The 25,262-nt window shown below is 71.7% G+C and carries 22 protein-coding genes and 1 riboswitch; of the genes, 12 read left to right on the top strand and 10 right to left on the bottom strand.

The window, feature by feature from the left end:
- Positions 1–496 precede the first annotated feature (496 nt).
- Positions 497–1,339, top strand: coding sequence for an alpha/beta fold hydrolase (locus DEI81_RS11620; protein ID WP_111010878.1), 843 nt, complete (start codon positions 497–499; stop codon positions 1,337–1,339).
- Between the two features lie 6 nt (positions 1,340–1,345).
- Here DEI81_RS11620 and DEI81_RS16775 read toward each other — a convergent pair whose 3' ends face one another.
- The 3 genes from DEI81_RS16775 to DEI81_RS11605 form a co-directional block, all read right to left on the bottom strand.
- On the bottom strand, positions 1,346–1,756 hold the full coding sequence (locus tag DEI81_RS16775; RefSeq protein WP_111010877.1) for an antibiotic biosynthesis monooxygenase: 411 nt from the start codon (positions 1,754–1,756) through the stop codon (positions 1,346–1,348).
- A gap of 96 nt (positions 1,757–1,852) precedes the next feature.
- Complete coding sequence (locus DEI81_RS11610) at positions 1,853–2,119, bottom strand: hypothetical protein (RefSeq protein ID WP_111010876.1); 267 nt, start codon at positions 2,117–2,119, stop codon at positions 1,853–1,855.
- Positions 2,116–2,610, bottom strand: a complete 495-nt coding sequence (locus DEI81_RS11605) for an FBP domain-containing protein (protein ID WP_111010875.1) — start codon at positions 2,608–2,610, stop codon at positions 2,116–2,118. Before DEI81_RS11605 ends, DEI81_RS11610 begins: the two co-directional genes overlap by 4 nt.
- Positions 2,611–2,830: 220 nt before the next feature.
- On the opposite strand from DEI81_RS11605, the gene DEI81_RS16270 reads away from it, so the two are divergent.
- The gene (locus tag DEI81_RS16270) at positions 2,831–2,998 is read left to right on the top strand and encodes a hypothetical protein (RefSeq protein WP_181434884.1); all 168 of its coding nucleotides are present in this window, start codon (positions 2,831–2,833) and stop codon (positions 2,996–2,998) included.
- Here the strand turns inward: DEI81_RS16270 and DEI81_RS11600 are convergent.
- On the bottom strand, positions 2,947–3,756 hold the full coding sequence (locus DEI81_RS11600) for a M56 family metallopeptidase (RefSeq protein WP_181435404.1): 810 nt from the start codon (positions 3,754–3,756) through the stop codon (positions 2,947–2,949). The genes DEI81_RS16270 and DEI81_RS11600 overlap by 52 nt on opposite strands.
- Before the next feature lie 11 nt (positions 3,757–3,767).
- Positions 3,768–4,145: a BlaI/MecI/CopY family transcriptional regulator gene (locus tag DEI81_RS11595; protein WP_111010873.1), complete on the bottom strand. Its 378-nt coding sequence runs from the start codon at positions 4,143–4,145 to the stop codon at positions 3,768–3,770.
- A gap of 98 nt (positions 4,146–4,243) precedes the next feature.
- A riboswitch (glycine riboswitch) is annotated at positions 4,244–4,358 on the top strand.
- Positions 4,359–4,515: 157 nt separating this feature from the next.
- Here DEI81_RS11595 and gcvT point away from each other — a divergent pair.
- Genes gcvT through gcvP form a run of 3 tightly spaced genes read left to right on the top strand, consistent with a single transcriptional unit; the run spans position 4,516 to position 9,063 of the window.
- A complete protein-coding gene (gcvT, locus tag DEI81_RS11590; protein ID WP_111010872.1) occupies positions 4,516–5,679 on the top strand; it encodes a glycine cleavage system aminomethyltransferase GcvT in 1,164 nt (387 codons plus the stop codon).
- A gap of 2 nt (positions 5,680–5,681) precedes the next feature.
- The gene (gcvH, locus tag DEI81_RS11585; RefSeq protein ID WP_111010871.1) at positions 5,682–6,059 is read left to right on the top strand and encodes a glycine cleavage system protein GcvH; all 378 of its coding nucleotides are present in this window, start codon (positions 5,682–5,684) and stop codon (positions 6,057–6,059) included.
- Between the two features lie 16 nt (positions 6,060–6,075).
- Entirely contained in the window at positions 6,076–9,063 is a 2,988-nt protein-coding gene (gene gcvP, locus DEI81_RS11580; protein WP_181435403.1) for an aminomethyl-transferring glycine dehydrogenase, read from the top strand.
- Positions 9,064–9,199: 136 nt separating this feature from the next.
- Here gcvP and DEI81_RS11575 read toward each other — a convergent pair whose 3' ends face one another.
- Positions 9,200–11,233, bottom strand: coding sequence for a S9 family peptidase (locus tag DEI81_RS11575; protein WP_111010869.1), 2,034 nt, complete (start codon positions 11,231–11,233; stop codon positions 9,200–9,202).
- Between the two features lie 340 nt (positions 11,234–11,573).
- Between DEI81_RS11575 and DEI81_RS11570 the strand changes: the two genes are divergently transcribed.
- From DEI81_RS11570 to DEI81_RS11560, 3 genes are all read left to right on the top strand, one after another.
- A complete protein-coding gene (locus DEI81_RS11570; protein ID WP_111010868.1) occupies positions 11,574–13,337 on the top strand; it encodes an ABC transporter family substrate-binding protein in 1,764 nt (587 codons plus the stop codon).
- Between the two features lie 278 nt (positions 13,338–13,615).
- Entirely contained in the window at positions 13,616–15,142 is a 1,527-nt protein-coding gene (locus DEI81_RS11565; RefSeq protein WP_111010867.1) for an ABC transporter permease, read from the top strand.
- Positions 15,143–15,173: 31 nt separating this feature from the next.
- The gene (locus tag DEI81_RS11560) at positions 15,174–16,190 is read left to right on the top strand and encodes an ABC transporter permease (RefSeq protein ID WP_111010866.1); all 1,017 of its coding nucleotides are present in this window, start codon (positions 15,174–15,176) and stop codon (positions 16,188–16,190) included.
- Positions 16,191–16,234: 44 nt separating this feature from the next.
- Here the strand turns inward: DEI81_RS11560 and DEI81_RS11555 are convergent, their stop codons facing one another.
- On the bottom strand, positions 16,235–16,870 hold the full coding sequence (locus DEI81_RS11555) for a PH domain-containing protein (RefSeq protein ID WP_111010865.1): 636 nt from the start codon (positions 16,868–16,870) through the stop codon (positions 16,235–16,237).
- Between the two features lie 92 nt (positions 16,871–16,962).
- Here DEI81_RS11555 and DEI81_RS11550 point away from each other — a divergent pair, with 92 nt between their 5' ends.
- On the top strand, positions 16,963–18,738 hold the full coding sequence (locus DEI81_RS11550) for an ABC transporter ATP-binding protein (RefSeq protein ID WP_111010864.1): 1,776 nt from the start codon (positions 16,963–16,965) through the stop codon (positions 18,736–18,738).
- 68 nt (positions 18,739–18,806) lie between these two features.
- Here DEI81_RS11550 and DEI81_RS11545 read toward each other — a convergent pair whose 3' ends face one another.
- The 3 genes from DEI81_RS11545 to DEI81_RS11535 form a co-directional block, all read right to left on the bottom strand.
- A complete protein-coding gene (locus DEI81_RS11545) occupies positions 18,807–19,409 on the bottom strand; it encodes a hypothetical protein (RefSeq protein WP_111010863.1) in 603 nt (200 codons plus the stop codon).
- A 496-nt stretch (positions 19,410–19,905) separates the two neighbouring features.
- Positions 19,906–20,385, bottom strand: coding sequence for a peroxiredoxin (locus DEI81_RS11540; protein WP_111010862.1), 480 nt, complete (start codon positions 20,383–20,385; stop codon positions 19,906–19,908).
- 132 nt (positions 20,386–20,517) lie between these two features.
- Positions 20,518–21,318, bottom strand: coding sequence for a CPBP family intramembrane glutamic endopeptidase (locus DEI81_RS11535; protein WP_111010861.1), 801 nt, complete (start codon positions 21,316–21,318; stop codon positions 20,518–20,520).
- A gap of 86 nt (positions 21,319–21,404) precedes the next feature.
- Here DEI81_RS11535 and typA point away from each other — a divergent pair, with 86 nt between their 5' ends.
- The 3 genes from typA (at position 21,405) to DEI81_RS11520 (ending at position 25,221) form a co-directional block, all read left to right on the top strand.
- On the top strand, positions 21,405–23,327 hold the full coding sequence (typA, locus tag DEI81_RS11530; protein ID WP_111010860.1) for a translational GTPase TypA: 1,923 nt from the start codon (positions 21,405–21,407) through the stop codon (positions 23,325–23,327).
- 113 nt (positions 23,328–23,440) lie between these two features.
- Positions 23,441–24,634, top strand: coding sequence for an amidohydrolase (locus tag DEI81_RS11525; protein WP_258368672.1), 1,194 nt, complete (start codon positions 23,441–23,443; stop codon positions 24,632–24,634).
- Positions 24,634–25,221: a hypothetical protein gene (locus tag DEI81_RS11520; RefSeq protein ID WP_111010858.1), complete on the top strand. Its 588-nt coding sequence runs from the start codon at positions 24,634–24,636 to the stop codon at positions 25,219–25,221. Before DEI81_RS11525 ends, DEI81_RS11520 begins: the two co-directional genes overlap by 1 nt.
- Positions 25,222–25,262 lie beyond the last annotated feature (41 nt).

Below are 25,262 nucleotides of genomic sequence, written 5' to 3'. Positions count from 1 at the left end.
GGCCGCCTCGGTCAGGAGACCGGGCGACCGCCGCTGTCGTTGCCGTGGTCGTGCGTGCCGGGGTGACGTGTGCGACCTGTGTCGGTCCAGAATCCGTACCGTGCGGCTGGGGGACGCATCCGCCGCCGCTCGGCGGATGAACGGCGCGTGTTCCGACCAACGGCACCCTCTGGCGGGGTACAGAACACTCGTTCTACCTCTGGTCTGGGGACGTGCGGGAGCTGCGGCGGACACGGCCGTCCCAATATGCTCGCAACCAATCCGGGCTTCGGGGCCCGTGGTTACGAGCGGCGATTCGGGTGCCGCCGGTGGTGGGCTCGGCTTCGGGTGTCGAGCCCCCACCCCTCCCGATCCGGTCTTCCCGGCAGGTCGAGGGCGTCGGATCTTCCTCCCGCTCCCACAGCAGGCCGCCCGATGGGCCGCTGCACCGTCGCTCCCAGTTCGCACGTACCCCGTTGGGCCGGACCGCCACTCGTGGGCGGCCTACCGTGGCGGCATGACCCGCATCGACCAGCTCCGCCGCGGCGGCCTCGTCCTCGACGTCGACGACAGCGGCCCAGAAGGCGGTCCGGTCGCGGTCCTCCTCCACGGGTTCCCCGCCGACCGGAGCACCTGGCGGGCGGTCACGCCGCTCCTGACGGCCGAGGGCCTCCGCGTCGTCGCGCCGGACCAACGCGGGTACGCGGTCGGGGCGCGACCGGAGGGACGCCGCGCGTACCGGCGCGACTGGCTCGTCGACGACGTCCTGGCGCTCGCCGACCGACTCGGCGCAGAGCGGGTCCACCTCGTCGGCCACGACTGGGGCGGGCTGGTCGCCTGGCGGCTCGCGCAGCGGGCTCCCGACCGGCTCGCGTCGCTCACGGTCCTGGCGACCCCGCACCCACGGGCGATGGCGCTCGCGGCGGTCCGCTCCGACCAGGCCCTGCGGTCGTGGTACATCGCGGCGTTCCAGGTGCCCTGGCTCCCCGAACGGCTGCTCCGGGGGCGTCTCGTCCCGGTGCTCGAGAGCATGGGCCTCGCACGCGCCACCGCCGAGCGGTACGACCGTCGGATGCGCGAGCCGGGAGCACTGCGCGCGGCGATCGACTGGTACCGCGCACTGGCGCTGCCCACTCCGGCCGGCACGCCGCGCGTCGACCCGCTGGTCCGTGTCCCGACGTCGTACCTGTGGGGCTCCCGGGACGCGGCACTCGGTCGGGTCGCGGCCGAGGCGACCGAGCGGTACGTCGCGGCGCCCTACCGGTTCGTGGCCGTCGACGAGGACCACTGGCTGCCCGAGAACGCGGCCGCGCTCGTGGCCGAGGTGGTGCTCGACCGCGTGCGGTCCGTCACGGCGTAGCGGGGCTCAGAGCTCGACGACCTCGAACTCGAGCAGATCCGCGCCGGTCGCGACGGGGCGTCGGGCGCCGTCCTGCGCGTCGCCGTGTCCGGCGGCGGCCCCGTGCTCGGCAGGAGCACCGTGTCCGGCAGGAGCGCCGTGCTCGCCGGCCGCCGCCGCATGCCGACCGTGCGCACCCTCGGACCCACCGCCGTGCGCCGCCTTCGCGCCGTCGGCAGCCCACGCCTGGAACGACGCCTCGTCCGCCCACGTCGTGACGACGAAGTACCGGTCGTCGCCCTTCACCGGGCGGAGCAGCTGGAAGCCCTCGAAGCCGGGAGCCCCGTCGACCGCGTGTCTGCGGGCAGCGAACCGCTGCTCGAGCTCGGCGCCGGCACCGGCGGGGACGTGGATGGCGTTGATCTTGACGACGGACATGCTGCGGTGGTCCTTCCGGTCTGGAGGCGCGGTGCGGGCCGCACCCGTGCCTCCCGAACCGTAACGGGGCGCGCTGAACGCGACCGGGGCGCGGTGTCAGGCGGGCAGGACGGCTGCGCGGGTCAGGCCCAGCTCGTCCTCACGCCAGGGGCGGGCGCCGACGGTCCGCAATCCGAGCCGGGTCAGCGCGAACGCCACGTGGTCCACGACGTCGGGTTCCCACTCGCCCTCGACCCCCATGCCGAACGAGGCGATCTCGTCGTCGGCCTCATCGAGGACCGTGACGGACCACCGCCCGGCGTCGTGGCGTTCGACGGTGACCCAGCGCGCCGCGGCGAACCGGTCGGGAGCACCCGTGGTCACGCGGTCTTCATGACGTCCGCGGTGAAGTTCTGCACGCGCTGGAGCAGGGCCGCGGACCGGGCTGCGATCGTCTCGGGCGGGTTGAGGTGCGGGGGCGCCACGCGGATGAGGAGCGAGCACGCCAGGTCCTCGCAGATGTAGGACCCGATGGTGTTGCCGTTCCGGCCGGACTCGCCGGCACGCGCAGCCGAGAACAACCGGACCTGCGTGGCCGGCTGGGGTGAGTGGCAGAAGGAGCACATCGCCGCGATGCCCGGCCGGAGCGAACCGCCGGCCGCGCGGACGACGATCCCGGTGGGGCGGCCGTCCATCCAGTGGACCATGTAGCCGCGACGGGCGGCCTGCGGGTCGCGCCAACCGAGGTACTCGCGCTCGTCCCAGAGCATCTCGTGCAGACCCGGGATCGGCAGGTGGTCGAGCTCCTCCGGGGTCGCGTTGACGAACGACGATCGGATGTCGGACTCGGTGAGTGCCTTCACGGTCCCCCTCATGGTGGTGGTACCCGATCCTACCGCGCGGGCCGGACACGGCGCCCTGGTACTACCCCTGTCCAGGGGCCAGGTCAACCCCTGACTCGCCGAGAACGCTGCACGTACTCTCGAAGGACCAGAAGCGCACCGCGTGCACACCGAGCGCAGCGAGCGCCGACGTCGTCCTCGACGGGCGACGACCGACCACCGACACCCAAGCGATCAGGCACCAGGGGATCAGATGAGTCTGTACGAGTCCGAGCCGGGCGTCCCCCCGGCTCGCATCAAGACGTTCCGACAGCAGCGCCGCGAGCGCCGTTGGGGGTACCCGGTCGACGGGGACCTCGAGCCCGTGCTCTACGCCGACTTCTTCCGCGACGTCACCGGAGCTGCCCGCCACCGGCGCTGACCCGGTGTGGCCGGCCTCCGGAGTCGAGCGACCCGGACGCCGGTCAGGGGCGCCGCACCACCGACGTCACTGCGCTCGATCGCTCGGGCCACCACCTCGGCACCGACGCGTCTGGCGGCGGTGTCGTCGGCGGCGAACTCGACCAGGACCCGGGTCGCACTCGCCATGGCGCGCGCGCCGGGCACCCACGGCACCGCCCGCTCGATCGACTCCGCGACGCCGACCACGGCCGCGTGGTGCCCCGTCAGGTGCGCCGCCTCGTGTGCGACGACGGCATCGAGTTCGTCGGGACGGAGGCGCGCTGCCAGTCCGGTGCTGACGAGCACGGTGCGGTCGCGTCCGGGCACGGCGCACGCCAGGGCGCGCTCGCCCGCGACCACCGCGATCTCGGTCCCGGCGACCCGACGACGTTCCGCCGCCCCGGTTCGCAGGGCCGCGCGGACGGCCGCGTGCTCCGGCCCGGGAGGGACGCGGACGGCGACCACGAACGCGAGCACCGCGGCGACGGCCACCACGAGGTGCGCGCCGTGGGTCGGCGAGGCCGCCAGCCGGAACGGGTCCTCGCCGTGTCGACCCCCGAGCGCGACGAGCGTGACGCCCGACACGGAGCCGCCGACCCCGATCAGGACCGCGGCGCACCAGCTGACGAGCGCGGTCCGAGGGTGGTCGATCGTCCACGCCCACCGGGTGAGCAGCCGGGGAGCGGCGGCGGCCACGACGACCGCGGCCACGACGAGGGCGACGCCCCAGACGATCACGGTCGTTCCCGTCAGGACCGGGCGCGCGCGTCGATCGCGCGACGCAGGGCCTCGAGGTCGTCCGACGCCAGGGAGCCGGTGAAGCGGAGCAGCGCGGCCTCGCGGTCGCTCGACGCGGCGAGCGCGGACTCCATGAGGGACGCCGCGTGGTCGGCGCGGGAGCGGCTCGCGCGGAACCGCAGGGGGGCGTCGGCCTGTTCGTCGCGGAGCACCCCGCCCTTCCGCCCGAGGCGCTCGAGCACCGTCAGCACGGTGGTCAGCGCGGGTCGTGGTTCGTCGCAGCGGTCGAGGACCTCACGCGCGGTGAGGCCGTCGGGGCCCGCGGACCAGAGCACGTCGAGCACCGCCTGCTCGAGCTGCCCACGCGGGCGCGATCGCTGTCCGGCCACGCGGTGATCCTACGAGATGTCGAACGACCGGCCGGCCTCGTCACGAGGCCGTAACACGGCGTTGGTACGATCGGGGCCACAACAGCACACCGGGCCGACCACACCCTGCGGGAGAGTCCGATCACGAGCGCGCCGAGCCGGCGACCGCGAGACCGGACACCGAAGGAGCAACCTCCCCGTCAATCTCTCAGGTCGTACGACCGCAGGGGTCAGGCCACTCTGAAAAGCAGGGCGCCGTCACGGCGTGCCCTCGCCCACGGTGAAAGCCGACCGCCTCCGACCGGTCGGCGAAACTCTCAGGCACATGACAGAGGGGGAGTTCCGACCGGCGTCCCCGCCGGGACGCGTCGACGCAGGAGAACTCCACCCCATGACCGATCCGACCCCGTCGGGCAGTGCCGGACCATCGGTGCACCGCCGATCCCCACTCCACGAGGCCCATGCCGCCGCCGGCGCCACGTTCACGGACTTCGCGGGCTGGCAGATGCCCGTCCGGTACAGCTCCGACCTCGCCGAACACCACGCCGTGCGCAGCGCGGCGGGGCTGTTCGACCTCTCGCACATGGCGGAGATCGGTGTCCAGGGGCCCGACGCCGGCGCGTACCTCGACGCCGCGCTCGCGGGCAAGCACGCCACGATGCCCGTCGGTCGGGCGAAGTACTCGCTGCTCCTGACCGACGACGGCGGCGTGCTCGACGACGTCGTCGTGTACCGCACCGAGGACGACGCGTTCCTCGTCGTCGCGAACGCCGCCAACCGCGACGTCGCCGTCGCCGCGCTGCGCGACCGCGCGGTGGGCCACGACGTCGAGGTCACGGACGACAGCGACACCACGGCCCTCGTCGCAATCCAGGGCCCGGCCGCCGCGGGCACGCTGGACGCGCTCGTCGTCGCCGATCGCCTGCAGCCCGAGACGCCGCTCGACGAGCTCCGCTACTACCGCGTCCTGCACGCCTCGTTCGACCTGCAGGACGTCCTCATCGCCCGCACCGGCTACACGGGCGAGGACGGCTTCGAGATCTACTGCCCCACGGACCTGGCGCCCGTGCTCTGGGACGCCCTGCTCGACGCCGGTGCCGACCGCGGCGTCGTCCCCGCCGGGCTCGCCGCACGCGACACGCTCCGGCTCGAGGCCGGGATGCCGCTGTACGGCCACGAACTCGACACCACCGTGCGTCCCGCGCAGGCCGGACTCGGTCGCGTCGTCGCGATGGACACGGAATTCGTCGGGAGGGCCGGGGTCACGCCCGCCACCGACGCCCCGCTCCTCGTCGGGCTCGTCATGGAGGGTCGCCGTGCCGCCCGTGCCGGTTACCCGGTGCTCGACGGCGGCCAGACCGTCGGCACGGTCACCTCGGGCGCCCTGTCACCGACGCTCGGGCACCCTGTCGCCATGGCGTACGTCGACCCTGCGGTCGCCACCCCGGGCACCGTCCTGCGCGTCGACGTGCGCGGCACCGCCGTCCCGGCGACCGTCTCCGAACTCCCCTTCTACCGCCGCCCCGCCAGCGCCGCCCCAGGCCAGAAAGGCTGACCATGACCGACATCACCGCGCTCCGCTACACCAAGGACCACGAGTGGCTCCTCGTCGAGGGTGACGTCGTCACCCTCGGCATCACCCAGTTCGCCGCGGACCAGCTCGGCGACGTCGTGTTCGTCGAGCTCCCCGAGGTCGGCACCGCCGCGACGGCCGGACAGACCCTCGGCGAGATCGAGTCGACGAAGAGCGTCGGCGAGCTGTTCTCGCCGATCGAGGGCACCGTCGTCGAGCGCAACGACGCCGTCGTGGACACCCCGGACCTCGTCAACCAGGACCCCTTCGGTGGAGCCTGGCTCGTCAAGATCCAGGTCGACGGCACCAGCTTCCCCGAGGACCTCATGGACCACGAGGCGTACGCCGCCTTCGCGGGCTGATCGGATGGACGAGGACATGACCCAGCACGACCGGACCCCGCAGGCCGACCAGAACCTGCAGACCACCTTCGCCGACCGCCACATCGGCACGGGCGCGGCCGACCAGCGCCTCATGCTCGAGACCGTCGGGTACGACTCCCTCGACGCGCTCGTCCGCGCGGCCGTCCCCGCCGCGATCCACGCCGAGCCCGTCGTCGACTCGGTGATCCCCGGTGCCGTCGGCGAGACCGAGGCGCTCGCGGAACTCCGTCGGATGACGGCACGGAACACCGTGCGCCGCCCGATGATCGGACTCGGCTACCACGGCACCCACACGCCCGCCGTCATCCAGCGGAACGTGCTCGAGAACCCGAGCTGGTACACGGCCTACACGCCGTACCAGCCGGAGATCTCGCAGGGCCGGCTGGAGGCGCTCATCAACTTCCAGACGATGGTCGCCGACCTGACGGGCATGGCCACCGCGGGCGCCTCGATGCTCGACGAGGGCACCGCGGTCGTCGAGGGCATGCTGCTCGCCCGCCGGGCCTCGAAGGTCCGCGGGGACGTGTTCCTCGTCGACCGGGACGTCCTGCCGCAGACCATGGCGCTGCTCGAGCACCGGGCCGAGGCCGTCGGCATCACCCTGCGCACGTTCGACGTCGCCGGGGGACCGGACCAGGTCGACGTCGAGGGCGCCTTCGGACTCGTCGTGCAGTACCCGGGCGCGTCCGGCCGGGTCGTCGACCCCGCGTCGGTGATCGAGCGGATCCACGACGGGGGCGGCATCGCCGTCGTCGCGGCGGACCTGCTCGCGATGACGCTCCTCGCGTCGCCCGGTGACCTCGGCGCGGACGTCGCCGTCGGCACGACCCAGCGCTTCGGCGTGCCGCTCGGCTTCGGTGGACCGCACGCCGGCTACCTCGCCGTCCGCGCGGGCCTCGAGCGGCAGCTGCCCGGTCGCCTCGTCGGGGTGTCCTTCGACGCGGACGGTGGCATGGCCTACCGCCTCAGCCTGCAGACCCGCGAGCAGCACATCCGGCGCGAGAAGGCGACGAGCAACATCTGCACCGCGCAGGTGCTCCTCGCCGTCATGGCCTCGATGTACGCCGTCTACCACGGCCCCGAGGGCCTGCGGTTCATCGCCGACCGGGTCGCCCGCACCACCGCCGCGATCGCCGACGCGGCTCGTGCCGCCGGGATCGGCGTGCCCGTCGATGCCTGGTTCGACACACTGACGCTCCGCGCCCCCGGCCGGGCCGCCGCGATCGTCGACGCGGCGCGCGACCGCGGGTACCTCCTGCACCTCGTCGACGCGGACACCCTCCAGCTCTCGGCGGACGAGACGACCACGCCCGAGGACGTCGCAGCGCTCGCCGCCGTGTTCCGCGACGTCGCCGCAGCCGACTCGGAGGCCTCCGAGTCGGCCGCGTCGACCATGACCGTCCCGATGGCGGAGGCCGCCGTGCGTGACGCCGCCCCGGGCCTCCCGGCCGCGCTGCGGCGCGAGTCGGCCTACCTGACGCACCCCGTGTTCCAGGCACACCGCAGCGAGACCCGGATGATGCGTTACCTCAAGCACCTCGCCGACAAGGACTACGCGCTCGACCGCGGCATGATCCCGCTCGGCAGCTGCACGATGAAGCTCAACGCCGCGACCGAGATGGCCGCCGTCACCTGGCCGGAGTTCGCGGGGATCCACCCGTTCGCGCCGCGTGAGGACGTCGCCGGGTACCTGTCGATGATCGCCGACCTGGAGTCGTGGCTCGCCGAGGTCACCGGGTACGACACCGTCTCGGTGCAGCCGAACGCCGGGAGCCAGGGTGAGCTCGCCGGACTCCTGGCCATCCGCGGGTACCACCGCGCCAACGGGGACACCGCACGCACGGTCTGCCTCATCCCGCAGAGCGCGCACGGGACGAACGCCGCGAGCGCCGTGCTCGCGGGCATGCGCGTGGTCGTCGTGGCGTGCGACGAGGACGGCAACGTCGACCTCGCCGACCTCCGCGCCAAGACGGAGCAGCACCGGGACGACCTCGCCGCGCTCATGATCACCTACCCGTCGACCCACGGTGTGTACGAGCACGAGATCCGTGCGATCTGCGACGCCGTGCACGACGCGGGTGGGCAGGTCTACGTCGACGGCGCGAACCTCAACGCGCTGCTCGGGCACGCGCGCTTCGGCGACTTCGGCGGCGACGTCTCGCACCTCAACCTGCACAAGACGTTCTGCATCCCGCACGGCGGCGGCGGACCCGGTGTCGGACCGGTGGCCGCCAGGGCACACCTGGCCCCGTTCCTCCCCGGCCATCCGTTCGCGCAGGACGCCGACCGTCGCCCCGGCTCGGTCACGCCGGACGGCGCGGACCGGCTCGCGCACGGTGGCGGACCCGTCTCGGCGGCGCCGTACGGCAGCCCGAGCATCCTGCCCATCACGTGGACCTACGTCCGCATGATGGGCGTCGAGGGGCTCACGCGCGCCACCGAGTCGGCCGTGCTCGGCGCGAACTACCTGGCCGCGAAGCTGCGCGACGCGTTCCCCGTCCTCTACACGGGCGACGACGGCCTCGTCGCGCACGAGTGCATCCTCGACCTCCGGCCGTTGCGCGAGGCGACCGGCATCACCGTGGACGACGTCGCGAAGCGCCTGATCGACTACGGGTTCCACGCACCGACGATGTCGTTCCCGGTCGCGGGCACGCTCATGGTCGAGCCGACCGAGAGCGAGGACCTGGCGGAGCTCGACCGGTTCGTCGACGCCATGCTCGCGATCCGTGCCGAGGCCGACGAGGTCGCCGCGGGCACCTGGCCGGCCGACGACAACCCGCTCGTCGGGGCGCCGCACACCGCGTCGAGCGTCATCGCGGGGGAGTGGGCGCACGCCTACACGCGTGAGCAGGCCGTCTACCCGCTGCCGGGCATCGCCGGTCGCAAGTACTGGCCGCCCGTGCGCCGGATCGACCAGGCGTACGGGGACCGCAACCTCGTGTGCGCCTGCCCGCCGATCGAGGCGTTCGCGCAGGCCTGATCAGCCCGGCCGGCCGTCCGGCCCGTCCGGTCGGCCGGTCTGGCCCGGCTCGGCTCGGCGCCGAGAGTGCAGAACACGCCGCTCACCTCGCGAGGTGAGCGGCGTGTTCTGCGCTCTCGCCGGACAGGGGCGGCCGTCAGACGACCGGCAGGTGCGTGTTCCACCAGCGGAGGACGTGGTCGAACCGCTGCACCCGGTGGCTCGGGCGCCCGGACCGGGACAGCTCGTGGCCCTCGCCCGGGAACAGCAGGAACTCGGCCTCCACCCCTGCCCGGCGCAGGGCGACGAACTGGCGCTGCCCCTGCTCGAGCGGGCACCGCCAGTCCTGCTCGGAGTGCGCGACCATGAACGGCATCGTCACGTCCGCGGCGTAGGTCAGGGGGCTCTGGCGGCGCTGGTCCTCCGGGTCCGCGCCGACGTACGCCTCGGCGAAGAACCATCCGATGTCCGAGCTGCCGGCGAACGAGTCCCAGGCGTTGACGGCCCGCTCGCTCCAGGCAGCCGTGAACCGCTCGGGCTCGCGGGCGGCGATCCAGCTCGTCATGAACCCGCCGTACGAGCCACCCATGATCCCGACCCGCGAGGCGTCGAGGTCGTTCCGCTCGAGCGCCACGTCGAGCAGCGCCAGGACGTCGTCGACGTCGACGGTGCCGAGGCGTCCGATGATCGCCTGGCCGTGGTCGAAGCCGTACCCGGCCGACCCGCGTGGGTTGCCGAGGACGACCGCGTACCCGGCTGCGGCGTAGACCTGCGCCTCGTCGAACACTGCCCGGTCCTGCTGCGCGAACGGGCCGCCGTGCACGACGCGGAGCACGGGGTGGGGGCCCTCGCCCTCGGGCAGGACGAGCCAGCCGTGCACCTCGTGTCCGTCGGGAGCGGTGCCGACGAGTTCCTCGACGGGCCGCAGTCCCACAGCGCGGAGGCCGGCGCCGAGATCGCTCAGGGTCTCGACGGAGCCCGCCGCGGTGTCGATGAGCACGACCTCCCCGGCGCTGTCCGGCAGGCCGACCGTGGCGATGACGACGTCCTCGCCGATCGCGGTGATCGCCCGCACCACGACCTCGCCGCCGTGCAGCACGGGGAGGGCGTCGAGGGGCAGCGGCTCCGCGCCGGTGCTCGCGTCGTCGTCCGCGGCGCTCGCGGTGACGTCCGTGGTCCACGGGACGGCACGGAGCTCGACCGCCCCGCGGTGCAGCACCCCGACGAGCACGTCACCGCTGCGCGGGACGAGGAGGCCCGGACCCACCTCGAGGTCGACGGTGCGGTGATCCGTCAGGCGGCGGGCACGGACGGGGTCGTCGTCCGTGGTCCGCGCCGCGTACAGCCCGGTCGGGACCGCGACGATCCCCTGCGTCCGGTCGGTCCCGAGGAAGAAGAGGGTGCCGTCGGGTCCGAACTGCGGTGCGGCTGCGGTGCCGTCGGACTCGACGAGCAGCGTGATCGCGCCCGAGACCGCGTCGACCCGGTAGAGGTCGCTCTCGGTCGTCTCGGCGGCGCCGGCGTCACGCGGGGCGCTCACCACGAGCGCGGTGCCGTCCGGCGTCCACGTGGGGTCGCTCACCGCGGTGGTGTCATCGGTGATCGCGGTGTCGACGGGGTCTCCCGTGAGGGCGGCGGCCACGTCGACGACCACGAGACGCCGCAGACGGTCGCGGAGGAACCCGACGCCGTCCTGGCGGTAGTCGAGCCGGGTGATGTGCCGCGGTGGCTCGGCCGAGGCGTCCGCGGCGGTGCCGTTCGCGGTCGGGGTGCCGTAACGGCCGGGTTCGGGGATCCGGGCCGTCGTGGCGATCCGTGTGGAGTCGGGGGACCACACCGGGGCCTCGGCGCCGAGCGGCAGGGCCGTGACCACCCGGCCCTCCCCGCCGGCCGTGGGCATCACGACGAGTTGCGGGTGAGCGTCCGGGCCGGTGCCGCCGACGCGACGGAGGAACGTGACCCACCGGCCGTCGGGCGAGATGGACGGGGCGCCGTCGTGCGGGCCGTGGGTCCAGTCGGTCGTGGTCCACCGCCCGTCGGCGGCCGCGAGACGCACGACGTGGCCGACGTTCTCGTCCGCGTCGAGGTCGGGACGGGTGAGGCCCACGAGCAGCGGGGCCCCGGAGCGTGGGTCGGCGACGGCGGCGGCGCGGGACGGCATGACGAGGTGGGCGATGTCGGAGGGGTGCATGGTGCAACGCTAATCACCGGTCGGCGGGAGGGGGGGGGTGGGGGCGTACCCCGGTCCTCCCGGACGGCAGGAGACGGACGGCGTGCGGTGCGGTTCGTGCGGATCGGTCCTGCGACGTGCCGCGCGGACGCGTGAGCGCAAGCAGAATCATTGCGAATCGGTGAACCAGAAGCAACAAAACGGCGGCCGGTGCATGGATCCTGCGCCGTCATTTCCGGTGTGTAACAAGTTCCCGCTGGATTTTGAGGTGCTCGCGAGGCCCACCTATGGTTCTTTGCGAACGCGCCGGTGCGCCCTGCCGCCAGCGGTTCGATCACATTCCATCCAGGAGGATCACAGAGTGAACATCACCAAGAGGCGGTGGCGACAGGTCATCGGATCCGTCGCGATCGCGGGCTCGGCTGCCGTCGTGCTTGCCGGTTGCACCACCTCGACGTCGAGCGACAGCGAGACGTCGAGCTCGGGCGGCACCGTGACGGTCGCTGAGGTGAACGAGGCGACCTCGTTCAACTACAACACCCCGCAGGGCAACCTGGACACCAACGGGTTCATCTGGCAGCTCACGCAGCCCCAGTTCATGACCCTCGGCACGAACTACAAGGTCGAGCCGAACACCGACCTCGGCACGTACAAGAAGATCAGCAGCTCCCCGCTGAAGGTCCGGTACACGCTGAACAAGAACGCCAAGTGGTCGGACGGCAAGCCGATGACCTCGGACGACCTCCTCCTCGGATGGGCGCAGTCGTCGGGCTACTACGAGTCCGCCACCACCGACGCGGACGGCAACGTCACCAAGGGCACGCAGTACTTCGCGTCCGCCGCCGGCTACCCGTTCCAGACGGACTACCCGACGAACATCACGAAGCAGTCGATCACCATCACGTACAAGAAGCCGTACGTCGACTGGAACCTCGTGAACCCGATCCAGTTCCCCGCGCACGTCGTGTCGCAGGAGGCCGGTGTCTCCGAGTCCGCGTTCGTCAAGGCGCTCAAGGACACCCCCGCCGGCAACACGGCGAGCCCGGCCCCGGCGAACGACACCCTCAAGAAGGTCGCGAGCTTCATCAACACCGGTTACGACCAGACGAGCCTGCCGAGCGACAAGAAGCTCCTCGTCTCGGGCGGCCCGCTCCAGGTCAGCGCCTGGACGCCGAAGCAGTCGATGACCTTCAGCAAGAACCCGTACTACAAGGGCAAGCACGAGGTCCAGTTCAACAAGCTCGTCATGCGCTTCATCGGTGACGCCAACGCCCAGGTCACGGCCCTGCAGAACGGCGAGGTCGACGCGATCCAGCCGCAGGCCTCGGCCGACACGGTCAAGGCGCTGAAGCAGGCGTCCGGCATCACGATCCAGCAGGGCAGCCAGGTCGCCTACGACCACCTCGACCTCAACTTCGGTTCGAGCGTGTTCAAGGACGAGAACGTCCGCAAGGCGTTCCTCATGACCATCCCGCGTCAGCAGATCCTCGACTCGATCGTCACCCCGATCAACAAGAGCGCCAAGGTCCTGAACTCGCAGCTGTTCCTGCCGGGTCAGAAGGGCTACGACGAGGCGGTCAAGAACAACAACTCCGACGAGTACAACAAGGTCGACATCGCCGGCGCCAAGAAGCTCCTCAACGGCGCGACGCCGACGGTCAAGATCCTCTACAACACCGAGAACCCGAACCGTGTCGACACGTTCCAGGCCATCCAGGCCTCGGCGGCGAAGGCCGGCTTCAAGGTGGTCGACGGTGGCTCGCCCGACTGGAGCTCGCTCCTCACCGGCGGCAACTACGACGCCTCGCTGTTCGGTTGGGTGAACCCGGGTGCGGGCAACGCGGCGGTCCCGCAGCTGTTCCAGACCGGCAACTCCGGCAACTACAACCGGTTCGCGGACGAGAAGGCCTCGAAGCTCGCGGTCGACACGCAGACGACCCTCGACGCGTCGAAGCTGCAGTCCATGAAGGTCGACATCGACAAGATCTCGTTCAACGACGCCTACGGTCTGCCGCTGTTCCAGCTCCCCGGCATCTTCGCCACGAACTCCACGCTCCACGGCGTGAAGTACTTCGGCGGCCAGAACGGGATCTTCTGGAACGTGTGGGACTGGACCAAGGGCTGATCCCCAGGACCACCGCATCCTGAGCACCACCGCGGCGGGGGCGCCGGGCTCGACGAGTCCGGCGCCCTCCCGTGTGGGCGGGCGGGGACGCCCTGCGATCCCCGCCCCGCCCCGTCGGTCACTCCGGCGGCCCCCCGCCTGAGCGACCCTGCAGCACCGCCCCGTCCGGCGCCCCAACCGGGCTCGTCGGGCTCAGCGGCACCCGTTACCCTTGGTCGGCGCGTCACGAACGTGATCGACCGTTGCACCCTTCCCACACCGGAGAGGCCCCTTCGCCCATGGTGAGCTTCATCGCGAGACGGATCCTCGTCTCGGTCCTCATCCTCATCGCCGCCTCGTTCATCATGTACAACCTGGCGGCGATCGCGGGGAACCCCCTGCAGGACCTCCAGGGGAGCAACTCCCCGAACCGCGCAGCGCTCATCGCCGCGCGCGTCGCGACGCAGCACCTCGACGTCATCCCGCCGCTCCGCTGGGGGATCTGGATCGGTGGCGTGGGCAAGTGCGTCATCGGACAGTGCGACCTCGGCACGACGTTCCACAACCAGCCGGTGACCCAGCTCCTGCCCCAGGCGATGCAGTCGACGCTCCAGCTCGTCACCTTCTCGTTCGTGCTCGCGATCATCTTCGGCATCGGGCTCGGGATCGTCACCGCGCTCCGCGCTTACTCGGGCTTCGACTACGGCGTCACGCTCGTCAGCTTCTTCCTGTACTCCCTGCCGTCGTTCCTCATGGCGGTCCTGCTCAAGTCGTTCGTCGCGCTCGACTACAACAACTTCCTCGCGAAGCCGCACATCGCCGTCACGACGCTCATCGTCATCGCCGTCGTGCTCGGGGCGATCGTGCAACTCGTCGTCGGAGGCGACGCCCGCCGCCGCGCCATCGTCTTCGGCCTGACGGCCGTGGTGACCGCGGGCATGCTCCTGCTCATGGAGGCCACCGGCTGGTTCAACGACCCGTCGCTGGGTCCGGTGTTCGTGATCCTGTTCAGCGCGGGTCTCGGACTCGCGATGGTGACGATGCTCGCCGGCACCAGGAACAACCGTGCCTGGCTCGTCGGCGGCATCAACGTCCTCATCGCGATCATCTGCTACTTCACGCTGCAGGGCCTGCTCAACGTCTCGTCCGGCGGCACGATCTTCATCCTCGCGGTCGCGGCGGTGGTCGTCGGTCTCGCTTCCGGGTACTTCGTCGGTGGGCACGACCGCGGCCTGATGATGCGCATCGGTGCGCTGACCGCGTTCCTGACGGCCGGGGTGATTGTGCTCGACCGCTTCATGCGCTCGTGGCACAACTACTCGATCAACTTCGTGGGCGGCCGACCGATCGCGACCGTCGGATCGGGCACCCCGGGCCTCCAGGCCGACTTCTGGATCACGGGTCTCGACACCTACACGCACCTGCTGCTGCCGTCGATCAGCCTCCTGCTCATCAGCTTCGCGTCGTACACGCGCTACTCGCGGTCCGGCATGCTCGAGGTCCTCGAGCAGGACTACGTGCGGACGGCCCGTGCGAAGGGCCTCCCGGAGCGGACCGTCATCGTCCGGCATGCGCTGCGGAACATGCTCATCCCGATCGCGACGCTCGTCGCGACGGACATCGGCGCCCTGCTCGGTGGCGCGATCATCACCGAGACCGTGTTCGCGATCTCCGGCATGGGCGCCCTGTTCAACAGCGGGCTGTCGATCACGGACGTCAATCCGGTGATGGGGTACTTCCTCGTGATCGCCATCACCGCGATCGTCTTCAACTTCCTCGCCGACCTCGCCTACTCGGTGCTCGACCCGCGGGTGCGCGTCCGATGAGCACGGCAACGACCAACACGGAGGACATGCGATGAGCACCCTGCAGGGCGGCGCCCCGCTCGAGCCGAACATCAGCGACGGCTTCGACGACGCGGCCTCCGGTCAGGAACACGAGCCCGGCGAGAGCCAGGGCCGCATCATCCTGCGTCGGTTCCTCGGCAACAAGCTCGCGGTGATCTCGCTGGTCGTCTACGTGCTCGTGATCCTGTTCAGCATCTCGGCGATCGGACTCGGTCCCATCCCGGGGTGGTGGCACTACTCGTACAAGGCGCTCAACCCGCTCGTCGGCGGCGGCGCCCCGAGCAGTGACCACCCGTTCGGCCAGGACCGCATCGGCAAGGACTACTTCGCGCTCACCATGCGGGGCATCCAGAACTCGGTGCTCGTCATGATCGTGATCGGCGTCTTCGCGACCTTCATCGGCGTGGTCGTCGGCGCGGTCGCGGGGTACTTCCGCGGCAAGACCGACGCGATCCTCATGCGCATCACCGACATCTTCATCGTGATCCCGGCGATCGTCATCGGCGCCGTCGTCGGCAAGACGGCGAACGGCCTCGGGGCGTGGGGTCTCGCGCTGCTGCTCGGACTCGTGTCGTGGATGGTCATCGCCCGACTCGTGCGCGCCGAGTTCCTGTCGCTCCGCGAGCGTGAGTTCGTCGAGGCGGCCCGCGTCGCCGGCGCGTCCGACATCCGGATCATCTTCCGGCACATCCTGCCGAACGCGATCGGCGTGATCATCGTCTCCGCGACCCTGCTCATCGCCACCGCGATCCTGCTCGAGACCGCCCTGAGCTACCTCGGCTACGGCATCAAGGCGCCGGACTCGTCGCTCGGTCTCCTCATCAGCCAGAACCAGTCGGCGTTCCAGACGCGGCCGTACCTGTTCTGGTGGCCGGCCTCGTTCATCGTGCTGCTCGCCCTGTGCGTGAACTTCGTCGGTGACGGCCTGCGCGACGCGTTCGACCCGCGCTCGAAGCGGTTCAGCATCCGTCGCACCAAGGAGCGCGAGCTCCACAACTCCTCCGAGTCGGAGATGATCAGCGCGTGACCGCCCTGGTCCTGACCGTCAGCGGGCGCGGAGCCGCGCGAGTGTCACTGCGCGGCGATCGCGAACCAGCCGCCGACGCCCGTCGCCACGAGCAGGGCGATCGTCACGACGTGCAGGCGCACGGGTACGGCGACCGTGTCGGCGACGCCGAGTTCGATCCGACCGGACTCGCGCAGGCCGTCCCAGTGCTCACGCACCAGGTACGCCGCGTCGCCGGACTCCGTCGACAGCAGGTCACCGGCGCTGCGTTCGCCGGGCGCGGTGGTCGGGGTCAGTCCGACTCGGCCGTGGCGCTGGTTGCGGCGCCGCGCGAGGGCGACGCCCGCTCGGCCGGGCGCGGGGGCCGCCCAGGCGGCGACCTTGCGGTGCGGCGTGACGAGCGTCAGGGCGAAGCGGGTGTCGACGTGCACGAGCGCCGCCCACGGGACGTCGGCGGTGTGGAACACGTTGACCACCTCGACGCCGTCGTCGTCGACGACCAGGCGCGGGTGCCAGAGCGCGGTCCAGCCGAGCAGTCCGCCGAACGCCGCGGGCACGAGGCCGAGCCAGCGGTGCCAGTCGTGGCCGTTCGCCACGCCAGCGGCGAGCAGCGCCGCCACGATGACCCAGAGGGCGATCGCCAGCACGCGGTTGAACCTCGAGACGAACACGGTGCGCGGATCCGGCGCGGGGGAGACCATGCGGCCATCGTCGCAGGTCGCCACAGCGCTCCGCACATCGTCAACACCAACCACGCGGTCGCCTCGTGCGGCCGGGAAAGGACCGGACGTCGATGAGCACGAGCACGCCCGCCTCCGCGACTGCCACCCGGACCACGGTCGGTGCGCCGATCGTCGAGGTCACCGACCTCGACGTCGACTTCGCCGTCGACGACTACTGGACCCCCGCGGTCAAGCACCTCAGCTACGAGATCCGCTCGGGGGAGGTCCTGGCGCTCGTCGGCGAGTCCGGTTCGGGCAAGTCGGTCAGCTCCATGTCCATCCTGGGGCTGCTGCCCAGGAACGCCCGCGTCAACGGCTCGGTCCGCTTCCAGGGCACCGAACTGCTCGGGCTCCGTCCGGCGCAGATGCGGGACTACCGGGGCAAGGAGATCGCGGTGATCTTCCAGGAGCCGATGACCGCGCTGAACCCCGTGTTCACGGTGGGCTCGCAGATCGTCGAGACGCTGCGGATCCACTACGGGATCTCGCCGAACGAGGCACGCGACCGCGCGATCGAGCTCCTCGCCATGGTCGAGATGCCCGACCCGCAGAAGGCGTTCGACTCGTACCCGCACCAGCTCTCCGGCGGTCAGCGTCAGCGGGCGATGATCGCGCAGTCGATCTCGTGCGATCCGAAGCTCCTCATCGCCGACGAGCCCACGACCGCGCTCGACGTGACGGTGCAGGCCGAGATCCTCGACCTGATCCGTGACCTCGCGGGCAAGCTCGGCAGCGCGGTCCTGCTCATCACGCACGACATGGGCGTCGTCGCCGACCTGGCGGACCGCATCGTCGTCATGCGTCAGGGGGAGGCCGTCGAGACCGGCACGGTCGCCACGGTCTTCGCGGACCCCCGCCACGAGTACACCCGGACGCTGCTCGACGCCGTGCCGCGGCTCGGGCAGGCCGGTGGCGAGGCCATCGACGTGACCGAGACGCTCGAACACGTCGTCGAGTCGGACGAGCCGGTCGCCGTCGTGCACCCCGTGCACCACGACGTGCCCGAGGTCGGCAAGCCGGTCCTCGCGTTCGACGACGTCGTGATCGAGTACCCGGGCCGCGGGCGCGTCAAGGCGTTCCGTGCGGTGGACCACGTCGACCTCACGGTGCACGAGGGCGAGGTCGTCGGTCTCGTGGGCGAGTCCGGCTCGGGCAAGACGACGCTCGGTCGCGCGGCGATCGGGCTGCTGCCGATCACCTCGGGCCGTCTCGACGTCACGGGCGTGGACCTGTCGAAGTCCACGCGGTCGCTCGTCCGTCAGGTGCACAAGAACGCCGGCATCGTGTTCCAGGACCCGGCGTCGTCGCTCAACCCGCGGATGACCATCGGGCAGTCGATCGGTGAGCCGCTGCTGCTCGCGAAGGGCATCAAGGGCGGCGCGCTCAACCGCGAGGTCGAGTCCCTGCTCGACAGCGTCCGGCTGCCGCGCGCCTACGCGACCCGCTTCCCGCACGAGCTGTCGGGTGGGCAGAAGCAGCGCATCGGCATCGCCCGGGCACTGGCGCTGAAGCCCGCACTCCTCATCGCCGACGAACCGACGAGCGCGCTCGACGTGTCCGTGCAGGCGACCGTCCTCGAGCTCCTCAAGGACCTGCAGCGCGAGTTCCGCTTCGCGTGCCTCTTCATCACGCACGACCTCGCCGTCATCGACGTGCTGGCGGACCGGATCGCGGTGATGCACCACGGCAAGCTCGCGGAGTTCGGCACGCGTGACCAGATCCTGCGTGACCCGCAGGACCCGTATACGCAGCGCCTCATCGCCGCCGTCCCGCTGCCGGACCCGGAGGTCCAGCGCGAGCGTCGCGAGCTGCGCCGGGCGATCCTGGCGGCCGGCGCGGACGCCTGACGGGAGGCCCTGGTCGGGCCTCCCCGGCCGGTTCCGGTGGCGCACCGGGCCGGACCGGGAGGCCCGGTTCAGATGCGCGCGCCAGCCATCGACCCGAGCAGGCCGAGCGCGATGAGCGCCACCACGCTCCAGCCGTGCACGCGGTGCTCGATCCGAGCGGGCGTGACCTCGGCGGGCGGCGGGCCCTCGAGGGGCGCCGGGGACGGGACGAAGGCCCGGAGGCGGTCCGCCGCCTCGGCGACGGTGAGGGTGGTCTCCGCGGCCTGCGCCGGGCCTCCCGGTCCGAGCGGTGCGACGGGGGTCAGGCGGAGACGCGCGGTGGGCCGCGGGGCGATCCACGTGCGGCGGTCACCCTCGCTCGTGACGACCTCCAGGCCGAACCGTGATCGGACCTCGAGCACACGGCCCCACGCGATCCGCGTCGTGCGACGGACGTCGACGACCACGACGCCGTCGGCGGTCGCGAGCACGCGGGGACGCCAGAGAGCGGTCCAGGCGAACCACGCCGTGAACGCGGACGGGGCGGGGACGAGCAGCAGTGCGCGGGGGCCGTCGGTGATGAGCCCGATGGGCACGAGGGCGATGGCGACGATCCAGAGGGCGACGGCGAAGCGGCGCATCCCGGGCGCGACGAGCCGGAACGGGACGGGGTCGTCGTGCGGCACGCTCACGCTCCCATGGTCGCAGACACGAGTGGCCGCTGCACCGGCGATGACGTACCCGTCGTCATCGCCGGTGCTGCGCCGGACGCTCCCGGACGACCTACCCGTGGTCGTCGTGGGAACGGAGCCGACAGCTGCGGTTCCTGCCGTACCCGTCGGCGGGGGCCGCAGCGGTCTGCGGATTCCTCCTTGCAGTGCTGCGTGTTGCGGTGGAGCATGCGGTGCGGGTCCCTGAGTGGGGAGAGGTCTCCCCGGGGACATTCTGCCGAGCGGGCGTGACACGCACCGCGAACCGGAGAAAGACCCGATTCCCCGGGGAGACAGTCCTGAAGGAGGATGACTCTCCGATACCAATTAACGGGTACCCCCCGTTCGGGTGTCAAGCCCCCCGGTCGAAGACGTCATCCCGGGCGCGCCGTGTCCAGTGGAACACCGCGCGTCGGCGGTGCCGCCCCGGCGGAGCGGTGGGCGCCGGAACGGGGGTCGCGGGTTCCGGTCCTGGCCCTCAGGCGACGAGCGCCTCGACGTGCTCGCGGATGGTCGAGGCCTTCGGGAACCGCATGCCGACGAGGCCGACGTGGCGCCACCGCACGACCCCGTCCGGGCCGATCACGAACACCGAGCGCCGGACACCGACGCCCGGGGCTCGGACACCGTACGCACGGACGACCTCGCCCGCGGTGTCGGCGAGCAGCGGGAACGACAGCGAAGCCCCGCGGGCGAACGACTCGTGCGAGTCGAGTCCCTGGCGACTGACCCCCCAGACGATGGCCCCGAGCTCCAGGAACTCGTCGAGGTCACGCTCGTAGCTGCACATCTGCGCCGTGCACACGGGCGTCGCGTCCCCGGGGTAGAAGGCGAGCACGACGGTCCGGCCGATCTGCGCGCGCAGCGAGTAGGCGTCGTCGGTCCGCTCTCCGCGGCGCAGGAGCGTGCCGGGGAGGGTGAAGTCGGGAGCCAGCTCGCCGACGCCGGGGATCGCCATGCCTCCACGGTAGGCGTCCTCGGGCGCTCACTGGACCGCTGACCTGCGAAACCCCCTCGATCTGGGGCCGTCGCCGGTGTCTCGGCCGATCCGATGCGCGGTCGGTGGGCGCCGAACCGATCGACGGAGCGGTCAGTGCGCACCGAAGAGGTGTGGGAACGCCGACGCGACGTACGGGTAGCCGACGAACACCGCGGCGTCGAGCAGGCAGTGCGTGATCACGAGCGGCAGGAGCCGCCCCCACCGCGTGTACACCCAGCCGAACACGATGCCCATCACGGCGTTGCCGACGAACGCGCCGAAGCCCTGGTACAGGTGGTAGCTGCCGCGGAGGACCGCCGTCGACGTGATCACCGTCCAGCGGCCCCACCCGAGCCGGCCGAGGCGCTCGTACAGGTAACCGACGACGATCACCTCCTCTTGCAGGCCGGAGCGGATCGCCGACAGCAGGAGCACCGGGACCGTCCACCAGTACGTGCCGAGCGCGGTGGGCACGACGTCGACCGTGATGCCGAGCGCCCGTCCGGCGAAGTACAGGCCGAGCCCCGGGACGCCGATGAGCAGGGCCAGACCTGCGGCGCCCCCGAGGTCCGCACGCGGGCGGAAGCGGTCGATCCCCAGCCGCGCCAGGTGTGGTCGCGCGCTCCGCCAGAGCAGGAACGCGACGAGCGCGACCGGCGCCAGGTCCACGGCGACGCCGATGAGCTGGTCGAGCAGGTCGAAGAGCGAGCGGTCGTCCTGCGACGTGTTCAGCGTCGTCGTCTGCGACGCCAGCGCCGTGGTCTTCGTCAGGTCGTCGACGATCTCGACGATCGAGTACACGGCGCTCGCCCCGAGTGACAGGGCGAGGACGATGACGACCTCGGCGGCGAGCCGGCCGCGGGACGTCGGCGGAGCGGTGTTCGCGGTGGGCGTGTCGACGTCCTCGTCCAAGGTCCCTCCGGGTCGTCCGCGCCCGGTAGACTCGGACGCCGGGCATTCTGCCCGATCCTCTCCCTCACGCTCTAAGGAAGTCCTGTATGGCGCTCGCCACCCGGTCCGACCTGCGCAACGTCGCCATCGTGGCACACGTCGATCACGGCAAGACCACCCTGGTCGATGCCATGCTCACGCAGACCAACTCGTTCGACGCCCACTTCGAGGGCGAGGACCGGATGATGGACTCGAACGACCTCGAGCGCGAGAAGGGCATCACCATCCTCGCGAAGAACACCTCGGTGCTCTACAACGGGATCCACGCGGCCGAGTTCAACGACGGCGGACGCATCACGATCAACGTGATCGACACCCCGGGCCACGCCGACTTCGGTGGCGAGGTCGAGCGCGGCCTCTCGATGGTCGACGGCGTCGTCCTGCTCGTGGACGCGTCCGAGGGCCCGCTGCCCCAGACGCGCTTCGTGCTCCGCAAGGCGCTCGCGGCGAAGCTCCCCGTGATCCTGCTGGTCAACAAGACGGACCGTCCCGACTCGCGCATCGACGAGGTCGTCGCCGAGTCCCAGGACCTCCTGCTCGGGCTGGCGTCGGACCTCTCGGACGAGGTCGACGACCTCGACCTCGACGCCATCCTCGACGTCCCGGTCGTCTACGCGTCCGGCCGGAACGGTGCCGCGAGCCGCAACAAGCCCGCCGACGGCACCCTGCCCGACAACGACGACCTCGAGCCGCTGTTCGAGGCGATCCTCCAGCACGTCCCGGCGCCGACGTTCGACGACACCCACCCGCTGCAGGCGCACGTCACGAACCTCGACGCCTCGCCGTTCCTCGGTCGTCTCGCGCTGCTCCGCATCTTCCACGGCACCATGAAGAAGGGGCAGACCGTCGCGTGGGTCAAGCACGACGGCTCGGTCGTGAACGCCCGCATCACGGAGCTCCTCATCACGAAGGCGCTCGACCGGTTCCCCGCCGAGTCGGCCGGCCCGGGTGACATCGTCGCCGTCGCCGGGTTCGACACCATCACCATCGGCGAGACCTTGACCGACCCCGAGGACGTCCGCCCGCTGCCGACCATCACGGTCGACGATCCCGCGATCTCCATGACGATCGGCACGAACACGAGCCCGCTCGTCGGGAAGGTCAAGGGGCACAAGCTCACCGCGCGCATGGTCAAGGACCGCCTCGACCGCGAGCTCGTCGGCAACGTCTCGCTCCGGGTCGTCGACATTGGCCGTCCCGACGCGTGGGAGGTCCAGGGCCGCGGCGAGCTCGCCCTGGCGATCCTCGTCGAGCAGATGCGGCGCGAGGGCTACGAGCTCACGGTCGGCAAGCCGCAGGTCGTCACCCGGCGTGACGAGAACGGCAAGCTCCAGGAGCCGTACGAGCACATGACGATCGACACGCCCGAGGAGTACCTCGGCGCGATCACGCAGCTCATGGCCGCGCGCAAGGGTCGCATGGAGAACATGACGAACCACGGCACGGGCTGGGTGCGCATGGAGTTCATCGTCCCGTCGCGTGGGCTCATCGGCTTCCGCACCGCCTTCCTCACCGAGACCCGCGGCACGGGCATCGCGAACGCGATCTCGCACGGGTACGGCGAGTGGGCCGGCCCCATCCAGACGCGCGTCAACGGCTCGATCGTCTCCGACCGCGCCGGCGTCGTGACCCCGTTCGCGATCACGAACCTCCAGGAGCGGATGACGTTCTTCGTCAACCCGACCGAGGAGGTCTACGAGGGCATGGTCATCGGCGAGAACTCGCGCGCCGACGACATGGACGTCAACATCACCAAGGAGAAGAAGCTCACGAACATGCGGTCGTCCACGGCCGACACGTTCGAGTCGATGACGCCGTCCCGGCAGCTCTCGCTCGAGGAGTGCCTCGAGTTCGCGCGCGAGGACGAGTGCGTCGAGGTCACCCCCGACGCCGTCCGGATCCGCAAGGTCGAGCTCGACGCCCAGTCCCGGGCCCGGGCCACGGCGCGCCTCAAGCGCCAGGACGCCTGAGCCGCGGTCCCTCCGCACACGACGACGCCCGTCGGCCCCTCCGGAGCCGGCGGGCGTCGTCGTTCCCGGACGAGATGCCCGTCGCGTCGACGGCAGCCGGTTACGGTTGTCGGGTGACGACGCTCCCGCTGTTCGACATCTACCGCGACCTGCACGCGCACCCCGAGCTCGCGTTCGCCGAGCACCGGACCGCCGGTGTCGTCGCGGACCATCTCCGATCGCTCGGCCTCGAACCGACCACGGGGGTCGGTGGCACGGGCGTGGTCGCGGTCCTCGAGAACGCTGCCGGCCCGGTGGTGTGGCTCCGCGCCGACATGGACGGCCTGCCGGTCGAGGAGCGAACGGGCCTGGCGTACGCGAGCGTCCACACCGCCGTCGACGAGGACGGCTCCGAGACCCGCACGATGCACGCCTGCGGTCACGACCTGCACATGACCTGGCTGCTCGGTGCGCTCGAGCGGCTCATCGCGACGCGGGACTCGTGGGCGGGGACCGTCGTCGCGGTGTTCCAGCCGGCCGAGGAGGTCATCGGCGGTGCCCGCGCGATGGTCGACGACGACCTGGTCGGTCGCGTCCCCCGCCCCGACGTCGTGCTCGGGCAGCACACCGCGCCCGAGCCGGTCGGACGGGTGACGGTCGGGTCCGGGCCGGTGATGGCCGCGAGCGACCGGTTCACGATCACGTTCCGCGGCCGGGGCGGCCACGGCTCCGCGCCGCAGACGACCCGTGACCCGGTGGTCGCCGCCGCGTCGGCGGTCGTACGGCTGCAGTCGGTCGTCGCCCGGGAGGTCGGTCCCCGGCAGGCCGCGGTCGTCACCGTCGGCAGCATCCACGGTGGCACCCGCGCCAACATCATCCCCGACGAGGTGACGATCGAGGTGAGCACGCGTGCCCAGACCGACGACACCCGGCACCAGGTCGAGCAGGCGGTGCGCCGGATCGTCGCGGCGGAATCGGCGGCGGGCGGCCTCGACGAGCCGCTCGTCCGGGTGCGGCCCGGCGCGAACGTCCTCGTGAACGACGCCGACGCCGCCGGGCGCGTGCTGGCCGCCCTCGAGGGGGTCGTGCCGTCGCTCGTGGCCGGTGACTCGGTGCTCGGCATGGCGAGCGAGGACGTCGGCGACCTCGCGACGGCGGCCGAGGCCCCCATCGTGTACTGGTTCACGGGCACGACGGACCCGGCGCTGTTCGCCGACGGCGCCGAGGTCCCGACGAACCACTCGCCGTTCTTCGCCCCGCTCGCCGAGGCGTCGATCCCGGTCGGGGTGGGCGCCTTCGTCGCGGCGACCCGGGCCTGGCTCGCCTGATGTCGCGCACGCCGCGTTCCGGCCGGGCGCATCGCCGTGCGGCGCGACCGCGGGTCGTGCCGACGGCCGCGGTCCTGGCGGTCCTCGCCGTCGGGCTGACGGGTTGCGCCGGGATCACCGACCGCGTCTCGGGGGTCGGGACGGCGGTCGCGTCGTCGGTGGCGTCGGGCGTCCGGTCGGGCCTCCAGGGCGTCACGGGCGGTTCGATCCAGCGCGGGATGCGGCAGGTGGCCGGCGGCATCGACGGCGCGCTCGACGCCGCCCTGCGGGGCGCGGCGGTGACGACCGACGGTGCGGTCCCCGCCGGGTTCCCGACCCACGCCGTCCCGCTCGTCGACGGCACGGTCCTCGGCGGGGGGAGCGGACCCGCCGGGTCGGGCTGGGTGGTGCAGGTCCGCGTCGCCTCGGTCGCGGAGTTCACGACGGCACACGCTCGGCTCACCGCGGACGGCTTCGCGGACGGTGCCGTGCGGAGCGACGCCCGCAGCGCGTTCGGCCTCTTCCGGAGCGACCGGTACCGCGTGGTGCTCGCCTTCTCGACCGGCCACGACGGCGTGACCGCGACGTACATCGTCACCCCGCGCTGACCGCCGTCCGGCGGCGCTCCGCCACCGAGCCGATCCCAGCC

This window comes from Curtobacterium sp. MCBD17_013, assembly GCF_003234565.1.
Classification (GTDB): domain Bacteria; phylum Actinomycetota; class Actinomycetes; order Actinomycetales; family Microbacteriaceae; genus Curtobacterium.
Note: the sequence above shows the minus strand (reverse complement) of the source record. Positions and strands in the feature narration are given on the sequence as shown.